The organism is Spirillospora sp. NPDC048911, assembly GCF_043198015.1.
In the GTDB taxonomy this organism is placed as follows: domain Bacteria; phylum Actinomycetota; class Actinomycetes; order Streptosporangiales; family Streptosporangiaceae; genus Spirillospora.
Genome location: NZ_JBICUD010000001.1, coordinates 789,203 through 804,577, shown reverse-complemented (window position 1 = coordinate 804,577; position 15,375 = coordinate 789,203). Strand labels below are relative to the sequence as shown.

The window sequence follows — 15,375 nt, the reverse complement described above, 5'->3', positions numbered from 1 at the left end:
CGTACCGGGTCTGGCCGACATTTTCCGCTCCCGTCCCCGGGTTGATCACCAGCTCTCCCGGGAATCTCTCTACGGACTCGATCCGTCCGTCCCGCCCGGGCATGACGGCCGGACGCAACGACGAGCACGCGCGCACTTGGAGGGGGTGGCCCCATGTCACAGGAGGCGGCCGGTCAGAAGCGTTCGGTCATCGGGCTCAACACCGACGGAGAGCCGCACCCGCTGGAGAACTCCCTCGCGGTCGCCGCCATCGTCATCGGGCTGGCGGCGCTCATCCTCGGATTCATCCCCGCGACCCACTTCTTCGGCGCCATCGCCGGCGTGATCGGGCTTCCGCTCGCCCTCTACTCCCAGATGGTCTCGGCGACCACCGGCGAGCGCTGGCTCAACGTGGTCGGGATGGTCGCCTCCTTCGTCGGCACGGCCTTCGCCCTGCGCCACGGCGGCTTCACTCCCTAGCGGCTTCACTTCCCAGAGGTCAGCGTCCGGGGCCGGTGCCGCGTCGCGGACGACGTCCAGCAGCGGCCGGTCACGCCGGCCAGTCCGGCCGTCGACCGCTCCGGCCGCCAAGGGGGCGGTAGCACGGGCGGCGGCGCGGAGCATGACGGCGGCCCATCGAGCACGTCCCCGGCTCTCGATCGAGGCGTTCGGAGCGACCATCGCCCGAACTGTCGGGGGGCGCGGCTAGGCTCGAAGGCATGCGCATCGGAGCCCACGTCGACCAGACCAACCCGCTCGACAACGCTCGCGCCGTCGAGGCCGAGGTCGTGCAGTTCTTCCTCGGTGACCCGCAGGGCTGGAAGAAGCCGGTCCTGCCCGAGGGCGTCGACGCGGTCAAGGACTCCGACGTCGACGTGTACGTGCACGCCCCGTACACGATCAACGTCGCCACCTCCAACAACCGGATCCGCATCCCCAGCCGCAAGAATCTCACCCAGCAGCTGGAGGCGGCCGCCTCGATCGGCGCCAAGGCTCTGATCGTCCACGGCGGGCATGTGCTGAAGGACGACGACCCCGAGACCGGCTTCGAGAACTGGCGCAAGGTCTTCGAGCGCATCGAGTGCCCGATCCCGGTCTACATCGAGAACACGGCGGGCGGCGGCAACGCCATGGCCCGCAAGTTCGACCGCATCGCGCGGCTGTGGGAGGTGCTGTCCGGCGTTCCCGGGCTCGACGACAAACTCGGCTTCTGCCTCGACACGTGCCACGCGCACGCGGCCGGCGAGGAGCTCATCGACGCGGTCGACCGGATCAAGACCATCACCGGACGGATCGATCTCGTCCACTGCAACGACAGCCGCGACGCGTTCGACTCCGGAGCCGACCGGCACGCCAATCTGGGCACCGGCACCATCGACCCGGAGCTCATCCTCACCGTCGTGCGGGCGGCGGGCGCGCCGGTCGTCGTCGAGACCCCCGCCGAGGGCCAGGCCGACGACATCGCCTGGCTGCGTTCCCACTTGGCCTGAACCGGCCTTGTCGTCCGCTCCACCGACGATCAAAAGGGTGGCATCCAGCGGGAACCTTGTGCGCATGCACGGCATCTAACTCCGCGAATCCCCTGAATGAGCACACGCACCTCAAGTCGTCCCACTGGCATAATCCGCACAGTCCACACCTCAGCGCACGCGAGCGACATCCGCGGCGGCGGGCGCGCGAACGATCGGGAAGTCGATGGCCCAGCCCCCTTACGACCCCTACGGCTACGCATCGCAGGACCCCTACGCACAGCAGCAGTACCCGCCGGCCCAGGTCCAGCACCACTACTACGGCAGCGCGCCCGTGGCCGTCCGCACCAACGGCATGGCGACCGCTGCGATGATCCTGGGCATCATCGGCATCTTCACCTGCGGCTTCGGCTCGATCCTCGCGGTCATCTTCGGGCACGTCGCACAGGGCCAGATCCGCCGGACGGGCGAGGGCGGCAGCGGCATGGCCGTCGCGGGCCTGATCATGGGCTACATCATGCTGGCGCTCGGTCTCCTCTACTGGATCGTCGTCGTCGGGCTCTACGGCGCGGCCTGGTGGACCATCAACGAGTCCGGCTCGGGTTCCACCTACTAGGACACGGCGGCCTGGGCAGACGTCCGCCCGAGCTCCTTGAGGCGGCGGCCGCTGCGGTTCCGAGCAGACGTCCACCTCCAGCCTCCCGAGGCGGCGTTGGTGCGATCCTGAGCGAGCATCCATTGCGCGCGTGAGCAGACGTCGGTGGCGTCCACCTGGGAGGGCGGTCGCTACAGCTTTCTGGGCAGGCATTGCTGATCGCCCAGCCGATCAGCGCGATCTTTGAGGCCGGAGACCGGGAGCGGCTCCGGCCTCAGGCGAGTTCAGGGACGGCCGCCGCCTCGCCGCCGCCGTCACCGATCAGCAGAACGGTCATCGGACTGTCACTGTCCCGCCACGACTCCACTGCCTCGGCGAACACGTCGAGAGCCGTACGGAACGAGCCCTGATCGGCCGCGGCCAGTTCCGCCCACGCCTCGTACCCGACCAGGTAGCCCTTCCGGCCGGGCGCCCAGGACAGGTCGGTCAGGCAATCTTCGAGCGCGTCCCAGTTGTTCCCGAACCAGTCGGGGAACTGGAATGCCTCCGCGCACATCCGCAGGAACGACTCCTTGCCCTTGGCGGCGTGGCCGTCCAGCCGGAAGACCCGCAGGCCGGCCCGTTCGGCGCGTTCGATCCAGTCGAACGAGGCGGGCGGCCCCCACCGGAAGACGCCCGGCTCCAGCCGGCCCGCGAGCAAGTCGTCCAATGCCCTCTTCGCGTCCACGTCATCTCCCGCCGGTGTCCCTTCGGCCGAGGCCGGATCCTTGGTTCGGCCACCTGCATGAAACTGCGGTAGTGGCCCGCGGTGTAGTAGCGCTCGAGACGGTGTACTCCCGGTGATCGTGACACAGCACCGGCGTGGGACGCCCGAGCGACGCGCTGACCTGGGCTGATTCAGCTACAGGGTGCTTCGCCGACGCACACGCTCCAGATCCGCTCTTGACAGGTACCGACCCCTTTCTTAATATCTCTTATATCGAGAGACTCTCAGTAAGAGTTACTCGAATTCAGAGTCGGTACCCGTTCCGGGAGGAGACCCACCATGAACACCACCGCGACCCCCAGCGCCACGACCACCGCCCCCGCCGGCGTCGAACGAGTCCAGGCGGACTACCGCACCGTGAAGCGCCTCGGCCACTGGACGACCGAGCGGCACATCGAGGTGCGCGCCCATCGCGGCGGCGTCATCCTGGATCTGCGTTCGCCCCGGATCCCCGAAGGCGACATCGAGATCCGCCTCGACCTGGACCACGCGTGGGTGAAGGTGCTCGTCGACGACGACGCCGACATCGACAGCTGGGACCTGCGATTCGTCCGGCGCGGCCGCGTCAAGGACTGGACCGGCGAGAACGGCTCGGGCCGACGTGTGCGGCTCCTGGGCGAGATCCGCAGCGCCGAGGTCCGGGTGCACCGCGGCGGCGTCGCGACCCTCTCGGCGCTGTTCTCCCGCGAGTTCGTCGAAGAGGCTCGCAAGGTCCACAAGGAAGGCGGCACGCCCTCCATCCCCGACCCCGGTTACCAGGGCTGAGGCCAACCCGGCCCGGCCAGTCCCCCATTCCGGCTCGACCTGGCCAGGCCCGGCTCATCCCGGTCCAGCCCGGTTCGTCTCGACCGAACTCGAGCCGGCCCGGCCAAGATCATCCCGTCCAGCTCGCGTACGAACCCCAGAGATTACGGACGACCCCGAGATCGCGTACGGCTCCGCGCCGTGCGCGATCTTTCCGTTCCGCCCGAGGCGCACTCCCCCTATCCCGCGCGTGTGGCCAGGTCGGAGTGGGCGTCGCGTGGGAGTCTTCGCCTTCGCTCATGGGATCGTCGGATCAGCGACTTGAGTCTCCAGTGGCTGGAGACCCCAAGGTGGGGGACATGGACGGCGACACCCTGTACACGATCGGGGAACTGGCGCGGCGGACCGGTCTGCCGGTCAAGACGATCCGGTTCTACTCCGACAGCGGAGTGGTGCCGCCGACCGATCGAACCCATGCCGGCTACCGGCTCTACGACCTGGACGCCCTGGCACGTCTGGACCTCGTACGGACGCTGCGCGAACTCGGGATCGACCTCGCGAGCATCCAGCGGGTGCTGGACCGTGAGATCACCCTCACCGAGGTCGCGACCGCGCACGTCGAGGCGCTGGACGCGCAGATCGGCACGCTGCGGCTGCGGCGGGCGGTGCTGCGGGCGGTGGCCAAGCGCGGATCAGGTCCAGAGGAGATGGAACTCATGCACAAGCTCGCCAAGCTCTCCGACGACGAGCGGCGGCGCATCATCAACGACTTCATCGACGAGACGTTCGGCGGCCTCGACGCCAATCCCGAGTTCGTGGCCATGATGCGGTCGGCGATGCCCGAGCTGCCCGACGACCCCGAGCCGGAACAGGTCGACGCGTGGGTCGAGCTCGCCGAGCTCGTCCAGGAGCCGGGCTTCCGGGCGCGGGTCCGGCGCATGGCCGAGCACCAGGCGTCCGAACGCGACACGGGCTTCCAGGACGGCCTTCATCACGACCTCACGCAGACCGTGGTCGCGAAGGTGGAACAGGCGCGGGCCGCGGACGTCTCTCCGGAGGCCGCGGAGGCCGCACCGCTCGTCGACGAGCTGGTCGCCGCCTACGCGGTGCCGTTCGGGCGCGTCGACGACGCGGACTTCCGGCGCCACCTGCTGAGCCGTCTCGAGATCGGCAACGATCCGGCGGCCGAACGCTACTGGCACCTGCTGGCGATCATCAACGGCTGGCCGGTCCCACCGGCCCTGACCCCGGTCTTCGAGTGGTTCATCACCGCTCTGCGCGCCCACAGCGAACGCTGAGGCGCCGGAAGCCCCTGCGGAAGGGGCGCCCCCGAGATCCGCCCCTTCCGCATCGACGGCCTTGCTGCTTCTTCGCAGCTGTCTTGGTAGGGGCGTTGCCGCTTCTTCTATGCGGTGGCGGCGGTGGTGGCTCGGCGTGCGCGCAGGGTTCGGAGGCTTATGACGTCGGTGGCGCCGTCGAGCACGCCCCCTGCCGGGTCGTCGATGCCGTCCTCTCGCACCACGTCCCCCGATGGGCGCAGGATGTCGCGCACGACCAGTAGGGCCAGCAGCAGCACCGTCAGGAACCTGGCGAAGAGCGCCACGTAGTAGGCGCCGTCATCGATCCCGCCTGGCGGAACGTCGAAGTGCAGCAACGACGAGAGCGTGGTCGACAGGTCGGCTCCCGGCCGGCGGTAGGAGACGGCCAGCAGATACCACCAGATGCCGAAGAAGTAGATGACCTCGCCTACCTGCCAGACGATGAACGCAGGCAGGCGTGGCCGGGCCAGGACGACCAGCGGTAGAAGCCAGAGCACGTACTGCGGCGACCACACCTTGTTAGGCAGCATGAACGCCACCAGAACCAGGAACATCAGCTGTGGCAGCCGCGGCCGAGCCGGTGCTGCGAAGGCGAGAACCGCGATGCAGGCAGCGAGAACAAGGAAGGTTCCAGTGCCGAGGACGTTGAGGTCGTCGGTGTTGTTGGCCGACTCCACGCCGTGGTTGCGGAGGTAGAAGAAGATCGAGCCCCAGTCGATGCCGCGGTCGCGGCTGAAGCTGTAGAACTCCAGCCAGCCGTCCCACGCGAACAGCATCACGGGCAGGTTGACGGCGAGCCATCCGATCGCGGTGCCCGCCAGCATGCGTCCCATGGCCCGCCACTGCCCCGCCCGCACGCAGAGCAGAACGAGCGGCCCGAGGAACAGCAGCGGATAGAACTTCGCCGCGATCGCCAACCCCAGCAGCGCACCTGCCAGCAGCGGCCTCTTGGACGCCCAGGCGGCGAGTGCCAGCGCCGACAACGCCACTGCCAGCAGGTCCCAGTTGATGTAGGCGGTGAGCAGCAGCGCGGGCGAGCACGCCATCATCAGGCCGACCTTCAGCGTCTTGCGTCCGGCGACATACGCCGTGGCGAGAACGGCCACGATGGCCAGCAGCGCCAGGAGCAGGACGGTCACGTTGAAGAACGCCATGCCACGGGTCTCGACACCGAACGGCCGCACGAGCGTGGCGACCAGTTGCATGAAAAAGCCGCTCAGCGCCGGATACTCGACATAGGTGATGTCGTCGCCGTCGAAGGAATCGAAATAGGGCACCTTGCCGTCGTTCAACCCGCGCACGTAATAGAGCGGGTAGATGTCGGTGTAGCAGCCGCGCGTCGTCGTCTTGACGAAGTCGAAGCCCGCCGTGGCGCACGGTTGCTTCTGCAGCCAGCCCAGCAAGCACACCAGCGCGGTGACCCCTGTCAGCACCGGCAAGAGACGCATCAGGCGCCCGTTGCCATTCGGCTGCTCGTCAAGGGCGGGGGTAGACGACGACATGGACGCACCCTATTGCCCCTGCCCGAAATAGATCGAACACCCTGTCCCAGCGGAAGGCTTGTGCTGAGACAGGGTGTTCGGTTTCAGGTCAGGGAGCGGACCGTTCTAGCTGCGCTGTGACCGTGGTTGGCTGGAACGCTGCTGGTTCGGGTCTTGGCACTGCGCGTTCTCCGGATGCCGCAGGCACCACCACGACGGCGGCGGGCTCGACGGCGGGACGTCGGGGTTGCAGCCCATCGGCATGCCCCACTGGTCGCACGGCTCCCCGCCGCCGGGAGAGGGCGGGGCGCTCGGAACGGACGGGGAAGGCGCCGGCGTGCCCGACGGGCACGGCTCCGCGCCCGGAGCGGGCGGTGAACCGGGCACGTTCGGCTCGCACGACGGGGTGTCCGAAGGCGAGGGCGTCGGGGTCGGCGGCGGGGTGTCCCAGGCCTTGGGCGCGGTGTCGCTGTACGTCGGCGTGTCGAAGGGCTCCGGCTGCATGTTCTCGCCGGCGATGACCTTCTCCATGAAGGACTTCCAGATCTGCGCCGGGATGGTGCCACCGTAGATGCTGTTGCCCTGGAAGCCGGGGATCCCGGAGATCGGCCTGGAGCCCTTCTGGTTGTACATCGTCACGGCGGTCGACAGCTGCGGCACGTACCCGACGAACCAGGCCGCCGCGTTCCGCTCGGTCGTCCCGGTCTTGCCCGCGACGTCGCGTCCGTCGCTCAGCCGCGCCTTCGTCCCCGTGCCGCTCCGCACGACCGACTTCATCGCGAGGGTCGCCTGAGCCGCCTGGTCCTTGGTCAGGACCGGCTCCTTCTTCTCGTCCCACGGCAGCGCGATCTTGCGCATCTTGCCGTCGTCCGCCTTGACCTCCACCTTGGTGACCAGGTGCGGGGTGACGGGACGGCCGCCGTTGGCGAACGCGGCGTACCCGGACGCCTGGTAGACGGCGGGGATGTTGGCGATGCCCAGCGACAGACCGCCCTGGTTCTCGTGCTTGGCCAGCGTCTTCTTCGGGATGCCCAGCTCCGTCGCGGTCTCGACGACGTCATGGAGGCCGAGCTTGAGACCGAGCTTCACATACGCGGTGTTGACCGACTTCTCAGTGGCAGTGACGAGGTTGATGACGCCCATCGGCGGATCGCCCTCGTCGTTGTTGACCTTGTAGCAGTTGGAGCCGATCGGCATGTTGTTGCCCTCGCCGTCGAAGCACTGCGGCGACCGGCCCATGATGGTCGACTTGATGCTCTCGCCCTTCTTGAGGGCGGTGGCGAGCACGTACGGCTTGAACGAGGACCCGACCTGGGCGCCCGGCGTGAAGACGGTGTCGACCTGGCTGCGTTCGGGATTGCCGCCGTAGAACGCCTTGATCTCCCCGTCCTTCGGGTCGACCGCGATGAGGCCGCCGGAGATGTTCTTCGGCCACCGGCTGACGCCGGACTCGGCCATGGCGTCCTTGGCGTACTTCATCCACTTGGGGTCGAGGCTGGTCGTGACCCGCAGGCCGCCGTTCTCGATGTCGGGCGGGAGGCCCTTGATCTGCCTGAGCTCGTCCATGACCTGCTCCCTGATGAAGCCGGTCTGGCTGGTCTCCTTGGCGTCGCTCCACTTGTACGTCGTCTTCGGGAACTGCTGGCTCTGCCGTGCCGACTGGCTCAGCTGTCCCATCTCGACCAGGCCGTCGAGCACGTAGTTCCAGCGGAAGCGCAGCGCCTTGTTCGCGTCGTCGTTGCCCCGGGTCTTGAAGTAGGTCGGCTGCTGGATCATCGCCGCGAGCAACGCTCCCTGCGCGACGTTCAGCTTGCTCACGTCCTGGCGGAAGTAGGCGCGCGACGCGGCCTGGATCCCGTTCGCCTGACGGCCGAAGTAGACCGTGTTCAGGTACATCTCCAGGATCTTCTCGTGCTGCAGCTTCCGGCCGAGCTTCAGGGAGATGAAGATCTCCTTGAACTTCCGGCTCATGGTGCGGTCCTGGCTGAGCCCCTTGTAGTAGTTGCGGGCCAGCTGCTGGGTGATGGTCGAACCACCCTGGGTGTCGCCGCCGATGGCGGTCTTGAAGACCGCGCGGGCGAGCCCCTTGGGCGAGACACCCTGCTCGTTGTAGAAGTTGCGGTCCTCTGCCGCCAGCACGGCCTGCTGGACGTGCTTGGGAACCTTGCTCAGCGGGACCGACTCACGGGTCGCGCCCAGCCGTACGATCGGCGTCTTGCCGTCCTGATAGAGGATCGCCGAACCCTGGTCGGTGACGCCGTCCTGCGGCTCGTCCGGGATCGGTGTGAACGCGTAGCCGACGCCGACGAGCGTGACGGCGCCGAGGAACATCACGGCCGTCACGCCGGAGACGACCTTCCAGGAAGGCACGTAACGCCTCCAGCCCTCGCGACGGGGCGCCTTGGACCGCCGCCGTCCTCCGCTGCGCGGGCCGCCAGGCCCACCCGAACCCCCACCGCCGCCAGGCCCCCCGGGCCTTCCGGGCCCTCCGGGGCCGCCGGGCCCTCCGGGGCCGCCGGGCCCTCCGGGGCCGCCGGGGCCTCCGGGACCGCCGGGCCTTCCAGTGCCGCCCGGACCGCCAAGACCGCCGGGTCGTCCAGGGCCTCCGGAGCCGGGCGGCCCGCCGAAGCGCTCGCGGGCGCCCAGACCACCGGGGCCGCCACGCCCACCGGGGTCACCGAGACTGCGGTGACCCACCGGAGTGCCGGGAGCGCCGGATCCGGTAGGTCCCCCGGGCGCGGGTGCGCCACGGCCTCCGGGAACAGGTCCAGAACGGTTCCCGCCAGGCCGGCCGGGGCCACCTCGCGCCGGCGGCCATGCTTGCCGGCCGGGCGCCGGTGAGCCGGTGGGGATTCCACCCGGTTCCCTGCCTGGCGCGCCTGCCCCTCCCGGGCGGTATGAACCCTTCCACCCTGGGTTCTCTCCGTAGTCCGGTCCGTACGGGCTTGGGTAACTCACACGCGTCCTCGTTCGACTGGGGTACGGCTCTGCGTCGTCCGAGAGTACTGCGCACGTCGGTGACGGTGTGACCGCCGTGCTCGGCTCGTCCCCTCAAGGGCCGCCTGAACAGCCAAAACGCACCGCTTTGTCCTAGGTCGCACCCCCGGAACGAGTGCGATCGGCCCTTCAAGCGGCCCTCAACTTAAGGTACGCAAGTCACCTCAAATCGGGTTCATCCCCCACAACAAAAGCGTGGCGGGCCTCCGCGAGGGAGGCCCGCCACGCTCACATCCAGCCCGTCACCCGTGACGGACGGCGACCGGCGTCACTCTTCCGATCGGTAGCCGAACGGAAGGAGGACCCGTTGCTGCGTCTGGGGCTGGTTCGGCCCCGGCTCGTCATCGTCGTCATTGCCGCCCCTGCGGCACGCCGGGTACTGCGGCGCCTGGTCCGGGTGCGCGTCGCACCACCAGTTGGGCGGCGGCAGCTTCGGCGGCTTGTTCGGGTCGCAGTTCCCGTCCGGGAACGGCGTCTGGCATGCCGGCTTGTCACCCGGGCCCGGGTTCTCCGGGTCGTCGGGCTCGTCCTGGTCGTCCTTGCACCGAGGGTCGTCCTTGAAGATCGGGTACTTGCAGAACTCCGGCTTCTCGTCGTCGCCCTTTTCCTTCTTCGGCTTCGGAAGCTGGGCGTACTTGTAGACCTGGCCGTCCATCGACGCCGGCGGGAACTGCTCGACCGGAAGCCCCGCGGTCGCCTTGACCATGTAGGCCTTCCAGAGGCGGGCGGGCACGGTGCCACCCTGGACGTCGACGTTGGGGATCACCAAGGACTTCTTGCGCTTCAGCCTCTTGTCGTACTTGTCGTTGAACACGGTGACCGAGGTGGAGATCTGCGGCACGTACCCGACGAACCAGGTCGCGACGTTGTTCTCCGTCGTACCGGTCTTGCCCGCCGCCGGACGGTCGGGGAGCCTCGCCAAGATGCCGGTGCCGCCCGTGACGACCCGCTGCATGGCGTAGGTCGCCTTCGCCGCGACTTCCTTGTCGAAGATCGTCCGCGACTCTTCCCACTTCAAGGTTTTGCCGCTCTTGGTGCGGTAGGACGTCTTGTTATCGGCGTTCAAGACCTTCCGGATGACGTGCGGCTTGTGGTAGACGCCGCCATTGGCGAACGGGGCGTAACCCGCCGCCTGCTCGATCGCCCGAATGTCGTTGATTCCAAGGAACAGACCACCGGCACCCTGGTAGGGCTTCATCAGGTTGTCGGCGACGCCGGCTTCGGTTGCCATCTTGACCACCTCAGCGCTGCCGACCTTGAATCCCAGCTGCACGAAGGCGGTGTTGTTGGACCACTGCATCGCCTCGACGAGGTCGACGGCAGGCTTGGCGTGACTGGTGCGAACGGCGTAACCGCCCTGTCCCGGAGGAACGACATCACCCGACGTGTTGAGGGGGACATTCGACTTGCCGTTGACGAGGCTCTTCAGGCTGTAGCCCTTCTTCAGGGCCGCGGCGAGAACGTACGGCTTCATCGCCGACCCGGCCTGCGCCTGCCCCTGCCACACGTTGTCGAATGACTGGTTCAGATAGTCCGGCCCCCCGTAGAAGGCCTCCACCTCACCGTTCTTCGTGTTGACGGAGACAAGCCCGACGCGCACGTGCTTCGTGGCGAGTTTCTTCGGGTTCAACCCAGGGATGGTGGTCTCAGCCGCGATCTTGGCGGCCTTCATCTTCTCCATGTCGAAGGTGGTGTAGACGCGAAGGCCCTGTTTGGTCAGCACCTCACCGGTGATGCCCTGACGCTCCAACTCCAGCTTGGCGCGCATGAGCATGTAGCCCTTTTGCCCGGTGTAGAGATTCGCGAATCCGCCCTTGCCTTGAGAGAAGTAGCGCGGAAGCCCCTTCGCCTTGAGAGCGGTCGCCTCGGTGGCGCTCATCTTGTTCATGGTGACCAGGCCGTTGAGCGTGTACTCGAACCGCTCCTTGATCCAAGCCTTGTTCTTCGTCTCGGACGGGTCCCGGTTGGGGTTCTGGATGAGCCCGGCGAGGAAGGCCGCCTGATCAGGCTTGAGGTTCCACACGTCCTGTTTGAAATACTCGCGGGAGGCGGCTTGGATGCCGTAGGTGTCACGGCCGAAGTAGATGGTGTTCAGATAGAGCTTGAGGATTTCGTCCTTGCCGTACCTATCCTCGAGCTTCATCGAGATGAAGAGCTCTTTGAACTTCCGGCTCATCGTCCGGTTGTTGATGTCGGAGTAGTAGTTCTTGGCCAACTGCTGGGTGATGGTCGAGCCGCCGCCCTGGCCACCGTTGAGGTTGACCCACACGGCTCGCCCGGTGCCCTTGATGGAGATGCCGCCCTTGTCGGTGCGGAAACTCCGGTTCTCAGCAGCGAGCACAGCATTCTGGACGAAGTCGGGCACCTTGCCCTTCGTGGGCTTCTCTCCGGGCGCGCCCAGCTGCTCAACGATCTGCCGCTTCTTGCCGATCCGGCCGATCTCCGTCTTACGGTCGCTGGCGTAGAAGATCGAAGCTTGGTCCCTGACCCCCGCGTTCGTCGGCTGGGAAGGGAGTGGAGTCTGGGAGTACGCCACGCCGACGAGGACGCAGACCGCCGCGAAGCCGAGGAGCATCACACCCATGACGGCTCGCCACGGAGGCAGGTAACGACGCCAGCCCTTTCGCTTGAGGCCAGGGCCGAGCAGGATGCGCTTCCATCCGGTGCGTCCGACGGGCTCGTTCGGGCCGCCAGGGCCACCGGGCCCGCCTGGACCTCCAGGGCCACGGCCGCCGGGGCCGCCTGGGCCTCGGCCGGGGCCACGGCCGTTGGACCCGCGCCCGTTGGGGCCGCTGTTGGGGCCGCCGCCCATCCGTCCTGGGCTACCGGGGCGTGGAGCGCCGGGGCGCGGTGGGGCCTCCGCACGTGATGCCGCACCCACGCCGCCGCCGGCCCCGCCCACGCGGGTAGGTGCGCCGGGCCGTCCCGGGGCCGGCGCGCCGGGACGGCCGGGCCCCGAGGGGCGGCCGTTGCCGTTGGCTCCAGGGCGCGCCGGGCCGCCGCCACGGCCGATGCCGTTCGGCTGGCCGGGCCCGTCGGGACCGCCTGGACGTCCGCCCGGGGCGCCGGGTCGGCCGGGCGCACCCGATCGACCGGGGGCACTTGGGCCTGACGCCGCGGCGGGGCCTGTGGGGCGTCCGGGCATGGCAGATGACTGGGGGGCTCCCGGCCGGCCGGGGACACCGCCTGGCTGGCCGGGGCGGGGATGTTGCTGCCCGCCCGGCCGCGGCGACCCGGGTTCTGGTCGGGGCTGGCTTGGATTACTCACGCGACCTCATCAACGGGGGTAACGGCTGGTGCGTCGTCCGAAGAGTACTGTGCAGGCTGGTGAGCGGGTTAACGCCGTGCACGGTTAGACGCCCTGTACATGGGCCGTCCTCGCTGGTTGCGAGGCCGCAGGGGGAGCTATCCCCGCTGGCTGCGAGGCTCGTGCCCATGGCCGAGGACATATGACACCGACAAGTGATTCCAGGCGCAACCTTGGCACACTTCGACCACATAGACCCTGAATTCTCCGTATTCACGATCCATATCGGCAAGATCAGCCGTCGCCTTGACCCGTCCTTCGTAACGGCCCAGTTCGTCTCCGTACACATAGGTGACGTGGGTGAGGTGCTCGCGGCGGCAGACCGGACAGACCTGGTTCGTGGGCTCGCCGTGGTACCTGGCCGCGCGGAGGAGATAGGGGTGGGCGTCGCAGGCCTCGTCCCTGGTCACCGCGCCGGCGCGTAGCTCGGCCAGGGCTGCCCGCTTCGCGAGGCCGTAGTCGACGACCAGCCTCGGTCTCATGGGAGGTTGCTCCGACCCCACATGTCAGCAGGGTACGGCCCGCGTCCCCCCTTTGGAAGATCACGTACGCGGACGCGGCGTGAGCACCGGATGGCCGCCGCGTGCACGCCGGCTTGCCCGAGGGCGAGCGACGACTTGCCAGGATCGGCGTCGGTACGTATCTTTCAGATGTATCGAGTCGATACATTCACTCGATACATCAAGTTGAGACATCGGCTCTGCGGGAGTGGACATGAGCAGTAGGAAGGGACAAGGCGTGCTCGAGCTCGCCGTGCTCGGCCTGCTGCACGAGTCCCCGATGCACGGGTACGAGCTGCGCAAGCGGCTCAACACCCTGCTGGGCATGTTCCGCGCCTTCTCGTACGGCTCGCTCTATCCGTGCCTCAAGCAGCTCCTCGCCAGTGGGCTGATCATGGAGGACCGGCCGGAGCAGAACGTGCCGCTGGCGCTCCAGAGTCGCCGCTCGAAGATCGTCTACAAGCTCACCGCCGAGGGCAAGGAGCGGCTGCAGCAGCTCCTCACCGAGGCGGGCCCGGCGTCGTGGGAGGACGAGGGGTTCGGCGTGCACTTCGCCTTCTTCTCGCACACCCGCGCCGACGTCCGGCTGCGGATCCTGGAAGGCCGGCGGAGCCGGCTGGAGGAGCGCCTGGAGGGCGTGCGCGCCGCGCTGGCGCGGACCCGTGAGCGAGTCGACAGCTACACCCTCGAGCTCCAGAACCACGGGCTCGAATCCGTCGAACGCGAGGTCAGGTGGCTCAACGAGCTCATCGGGCGGGAGCGGGCGGAGCAGGAACAGCAAGCACAGCAAGAGCAAGCACGGACTTCGAAAACGACTCAGGACATGCCTCGGGAGACGGGCCGCTGATCGCGGTTCCCCACTCCACTCGGGGTCGGGTGAAGAAACACCACATGTTCCGCAACAAGAATGGAGCAACCGGATGGGTTCGGTGCGCGTAGCCATCGTGGGTGTGGGCAACTGCGCCTCTTCGCTCGTCCAGGGTGTCGAGTTCTACAAGGACGCGAGCCCCGAGACGCGAGTCCCCGGCCTGATGCATGTTCAGTTCGGCGAGTACCACGTCGGTGACGTGGAGTTCGTCGCGGCCTTCGACGTGGACGCCAAGAAGGTCGGCATGGACCTCTCCGAGGCCATCCACGCGAGCGAGAACAACACCATCAAGTTCGCCGACGTCCCGCCGACCGGCGTGATGGTCCAGCGCGGCCACACCTTCGACGGCCTCGGCGAGTACTACCTCGACATGGTCGAGGAGTCCGACGCCCAGCCGGTCGACGTCGTGCAGGCCCTCAAGGACGCCGAGGTCGACGTGCTGGTGTCCTACCTGCCGGTGGGCTCCGAAGAGGCCGACCGCTTCTACGCCCAGTGCGCCATCGACGCCAAGGTCGCGTTCGTCAACGCACTGCCGGTGTTCATCGCCAGCGACCCCGAGTGGGCCCAGAAGTTCACCGACGCCGGTGTCCCGATCGTCGGCGACGACATCAAGTCCCAGGTCGGCGCGACCATCACGCACCGCGTGATGGCCAAGCTGTTCGAAGACCGCGGCGTCGAGCTGCTGCGCACGTACCAGCTCAACTTCGGCGGCAACATGGACTTCATGAACATGCTGGAGCGCAAGCGCCTCCAGTCCAAGAAGATCTCCAAGACCCAGTCGGTCACGTCGCAGATCCCGCACGAGATGGCCAAGGCCGACGTGCACATCGGCCCGTCCGACCACGTGCCGTGGCTGGACGACCGCAAGTGGGCCTACGTCCGCCTGGAGGGCAAGTCCTTCGGCGACACCCCGCTCAACCTGGAGTACAAGCTCGAGGTCTGGGACTCCCCCAACTCGGCCGGCGTCATCATCGACGCGGTGCGCGCCGCCAAGATCGCCAAGGACCGCGGCATCGGCGGCCCGATCCTGTCGGCCAGCTCCTACTTCATGAAGTCGCCGCCGGAGCAGTACAACGACGACCAGGCCCGCGACGCCGTCGAGGCGTTCATCCGCGGCGACATCGAGCGCTGAACGACCGCGCGCCGAACGACCGCGCGCCGAACGGCCGTCCGGTCCTGATGGACTGAGAGGCTGGTCACAAAGCACGCCCAGGGACGCCCTGACAGTGGACATCACTGTCAGGGCGTCCTTACTTCTATAGGGAAATGGTGATGTAGCGGCCGTTGTCACGCTCTGGCCCTACTCTGGCACCGCCAGTGATGGTCATGACGTCCACAGGCCGCCCGCCC

12 protein-coding genes are annotated in these 15,375 nt (G+C 67.9%); 7 read left to right on the top strand and 5 right to left on the bottom strand.

The annotated features are described in order from the left end of the window. Positions 1–153 precede the first annotated feature (153 nt). From ACGFNU_RS03770 to ACGFNU_RS03760, 3 genes are all read left to right on the top strand, one after another. Positions 154–459 carry a hypothetical protein gene (locus ACGFNU_RS03770; RefSeq protein WP_392589877.1) on the top strand — a complete coding sequence of 102 codons (306 nt, stop codon included), beginning with the start codon at positions 154–156 and terminating at the stop codon, positions 457–459. 239 nt (positions 460–698) lie between these two features. Further along, positions 699–1,469, top strand: coding sequence for a deoxyribonuclease IV (locus tag ACGFNU_RS03765; protein ID WP_392589876.1), 771 nt, complete (start codon positions 699–701; stop codon positions 1,467–1,469). 205 nt (positions 1,470–1,674) lie between these two features. Further along, positions 1,675–2,064, top strand: a complete 390-nt coding sequence (locus ACGFNU_RS03760; protein WP_392589874.1) for a DUF4190 domain-containing protein — start codon at positions 1,675–1,677, stop codon at positions 2,062–2,064. Between the two features lie 253 nt (positions 2,065–2,317). Here ACGFNU_RS03760 and ACGFNU_RS03755 read toward each other — a convergent pair whose 3' ends face one another. Then, on the bottom strand, positions 2,318–2,770 hold the full coding sequence (locus tag ACGFNU_RS03755; RefSeq protein WP_392589872.1) for a barstar family protein: 453 nt from the start codon (positions 2,768–2,770) through the stop codon (positions 2,318–2,320). Positions 2,771–3,088: 318 nt separating this feature from the next. On the opposite strand from ACGFNU_RS03755, the gene ACGFNU_RS03750 reads away from it, so the two are divergent. After that, positions 3,089–3,574: a hypothetical protein gene (locus tag ACGFNU_RS03750; RefSeq protein WP_392589871.1), complete on the top strand. Its 486-nt coding sequence runs from the start codon at positions 3,089–3,091 to the stop codon at positions 3,572–3,574. A 338-nt stretch (positions 3,575–3,912) separates the two neighbouring features. Beyond that, a complete protein-coding gene (locus ACGFNU_RS03745) occupies positions 3,913–4,851 on the top strand; it encodes a MerR family transcriptional regulator (protein ID WP_392589869.1) in 939 nt (312 codons plus the stop codon). 107 nt (positions 4,852–4,958) lie between these two features. On the opposite strand, the gene ACGFNU_RS03740 is transcribed toward ACGFNU_RS03745, so the two are convergent. The 4 genes from ACGFNU_RS03740 to ACGFNU_RS03725 all read right to left on the bottom strand — a co-directional run bounded on the left by ACGFNU_RS03740 (position 4,959) and on the right by ACGFNU_RS03725 (position 13,139). Continuing rightward, a complete protein-coding gene (locus tag ACGFNU_RS03740; protein WP_392589867.1) occupies positions 4,959–6,374 on the bottom strand; it encodes a glycosyltransferase family 87 protein in 1,416 nt (471 codons plus the stop codon). 105 nt (positions 6,375–6,479) lie between these two features. Beyond that, positions 6,480–8,723: a transglycosylase domain-containing protein gene (locus ACGFNU_RS03735; protein ID WP_392589865.1), complete on the bottom strand. Its 2,244-nt coding sequence runs from the start codon at positions 8,721–8,723 to the stop codon at positions 6,480–6,482. 895 nt (positions 8,724–9,618) lie between these two features. Next, a complete protein-coding gene (locus tag ACGFNU_RS03730) occupies positions 9,619–11,934 on the bottom strand; it encodes a transglycosylase domain-containing protein (RefSeq protein WP_392589863.1) in 2,316 nt (771 codons plus the stop codon). 821 nt (positions 11,935–12,755) lie between these two features. Beyond that, the gene (locus tag ACGFNU_RS03725) at positions 12,756–13,139 is read right to left on the bottom strand and encodes a DUF5318 family protein (protein ID WP_392589861.1); all 384 of its coding nucleotides are present in this window, start codon (positions 13,137–13,139) and stop codon (positions 12,756–12,758) included. A 232-nt stretch (positions 13,140–13,371) separates the two neighbouring features. On the opposite strand from ACGFNU_RS03725, the gene ACGFNU_RS03720 reads away from it, so the two are divergent. Together ACGFNU_RS03720 and ACGFNU_RS03715 are read left to right on the top strand one after the other, a co-directional pair. After that, positions 13,372–14,004, top strand: a complete 633-nt coding sequence (locus ACGFNU_RS03720; RefSeq protein WP_392589860.1) for a helix-turn-helix transcriptional regulator — start codon at positions 13,372–13,374, stop codon at positions 14,002–14,004. 73 nt (positions 14,005–14,077) lie between these two features. Continuing rightward, on the top strand, positions 14,078–15,157 hold the full coding sequence (locus ACGFNU_RS03715; protein ID WP_392589859.1) for an inositol-3-phosphate synthase: 1,080 nt from the start codon (positions 14,078–14,080) through the stop codon (positions 15,155–15,157). Positions 15,158–15,375: the final 218 nt, after the last annotated feature.

Coding starts and splice junctions, on each gene's coding strand:
- ACGFNU_RS03750 (WP_392589871.1), top strand. CDS start 3,089: ATGAACACCACCGCGACCCCCAGCGCCACGACCACCGCCCCCGCCGGC.
- ACGFNU_RS03765 (WP_392589876.1), top strand. CDS start 699: ATGCGCATCGGAGCCCACGTCGACCAGACCAACCCGCTCGACAACGCT.
- ACGFNU_RS03730 (WP_392589863.1), bottom strand. CDS start 11,934: ATGGGTGTGATGCTCCTCGGCTTCGCGGCGGTCTGCGTCCTCGTCGGC.
- ACGFNU_RS03725 (WP_392589861.1), bottom strand. CDS start 13,139: ATGAGACCGAGGCTGGTCGTCGACTACGGCCTCGCGAAGCGGGCAGCC.
- ACGFNU_RS03720 (WP_392589860.1), top strand. CDS start 13,372: ATGAGCAGTAGGAAGGGACAAGGCGTGCTCGAGCTCGCCGTGCTCGGC.
- ACGFNU_RS03760 (WP_392589874.1), top strand. CDS start 1,675: ATGGCCCAGCCCCCTTACGACCCCTACGGCTACGCATCGCAGGACCCC.
- ACGFNU_RS03715 (WP_392589859.1), top strand. CDS start 14,078: ATGGGTTCGGTGCGCGTAGCCATCGTGGGTGTGGGCAACTGCGCCTCT.
- ACGFNU_RS03740 (WP_392589867.1), bottom strand. CDS start 6,374: ATGTCGTCGTCTACCCCCGCCCTTGACGAGCAGCCGAATGGCAACGGG.
- ACGFNU_RS03745 (WP_392589869.1), top strand. CDS start 3,913: ATGGACGGCGACACCCTGTACACGATCGGGGAACTGGCGCGGCGGACC.
- ACGFNU_RS03770 (WP_392589877.1), top strand. CDS start 154: ATGTCACAGGAGGCGGCCGGTCAGAAGCGTTCGGTCATCGGGCTCAAC.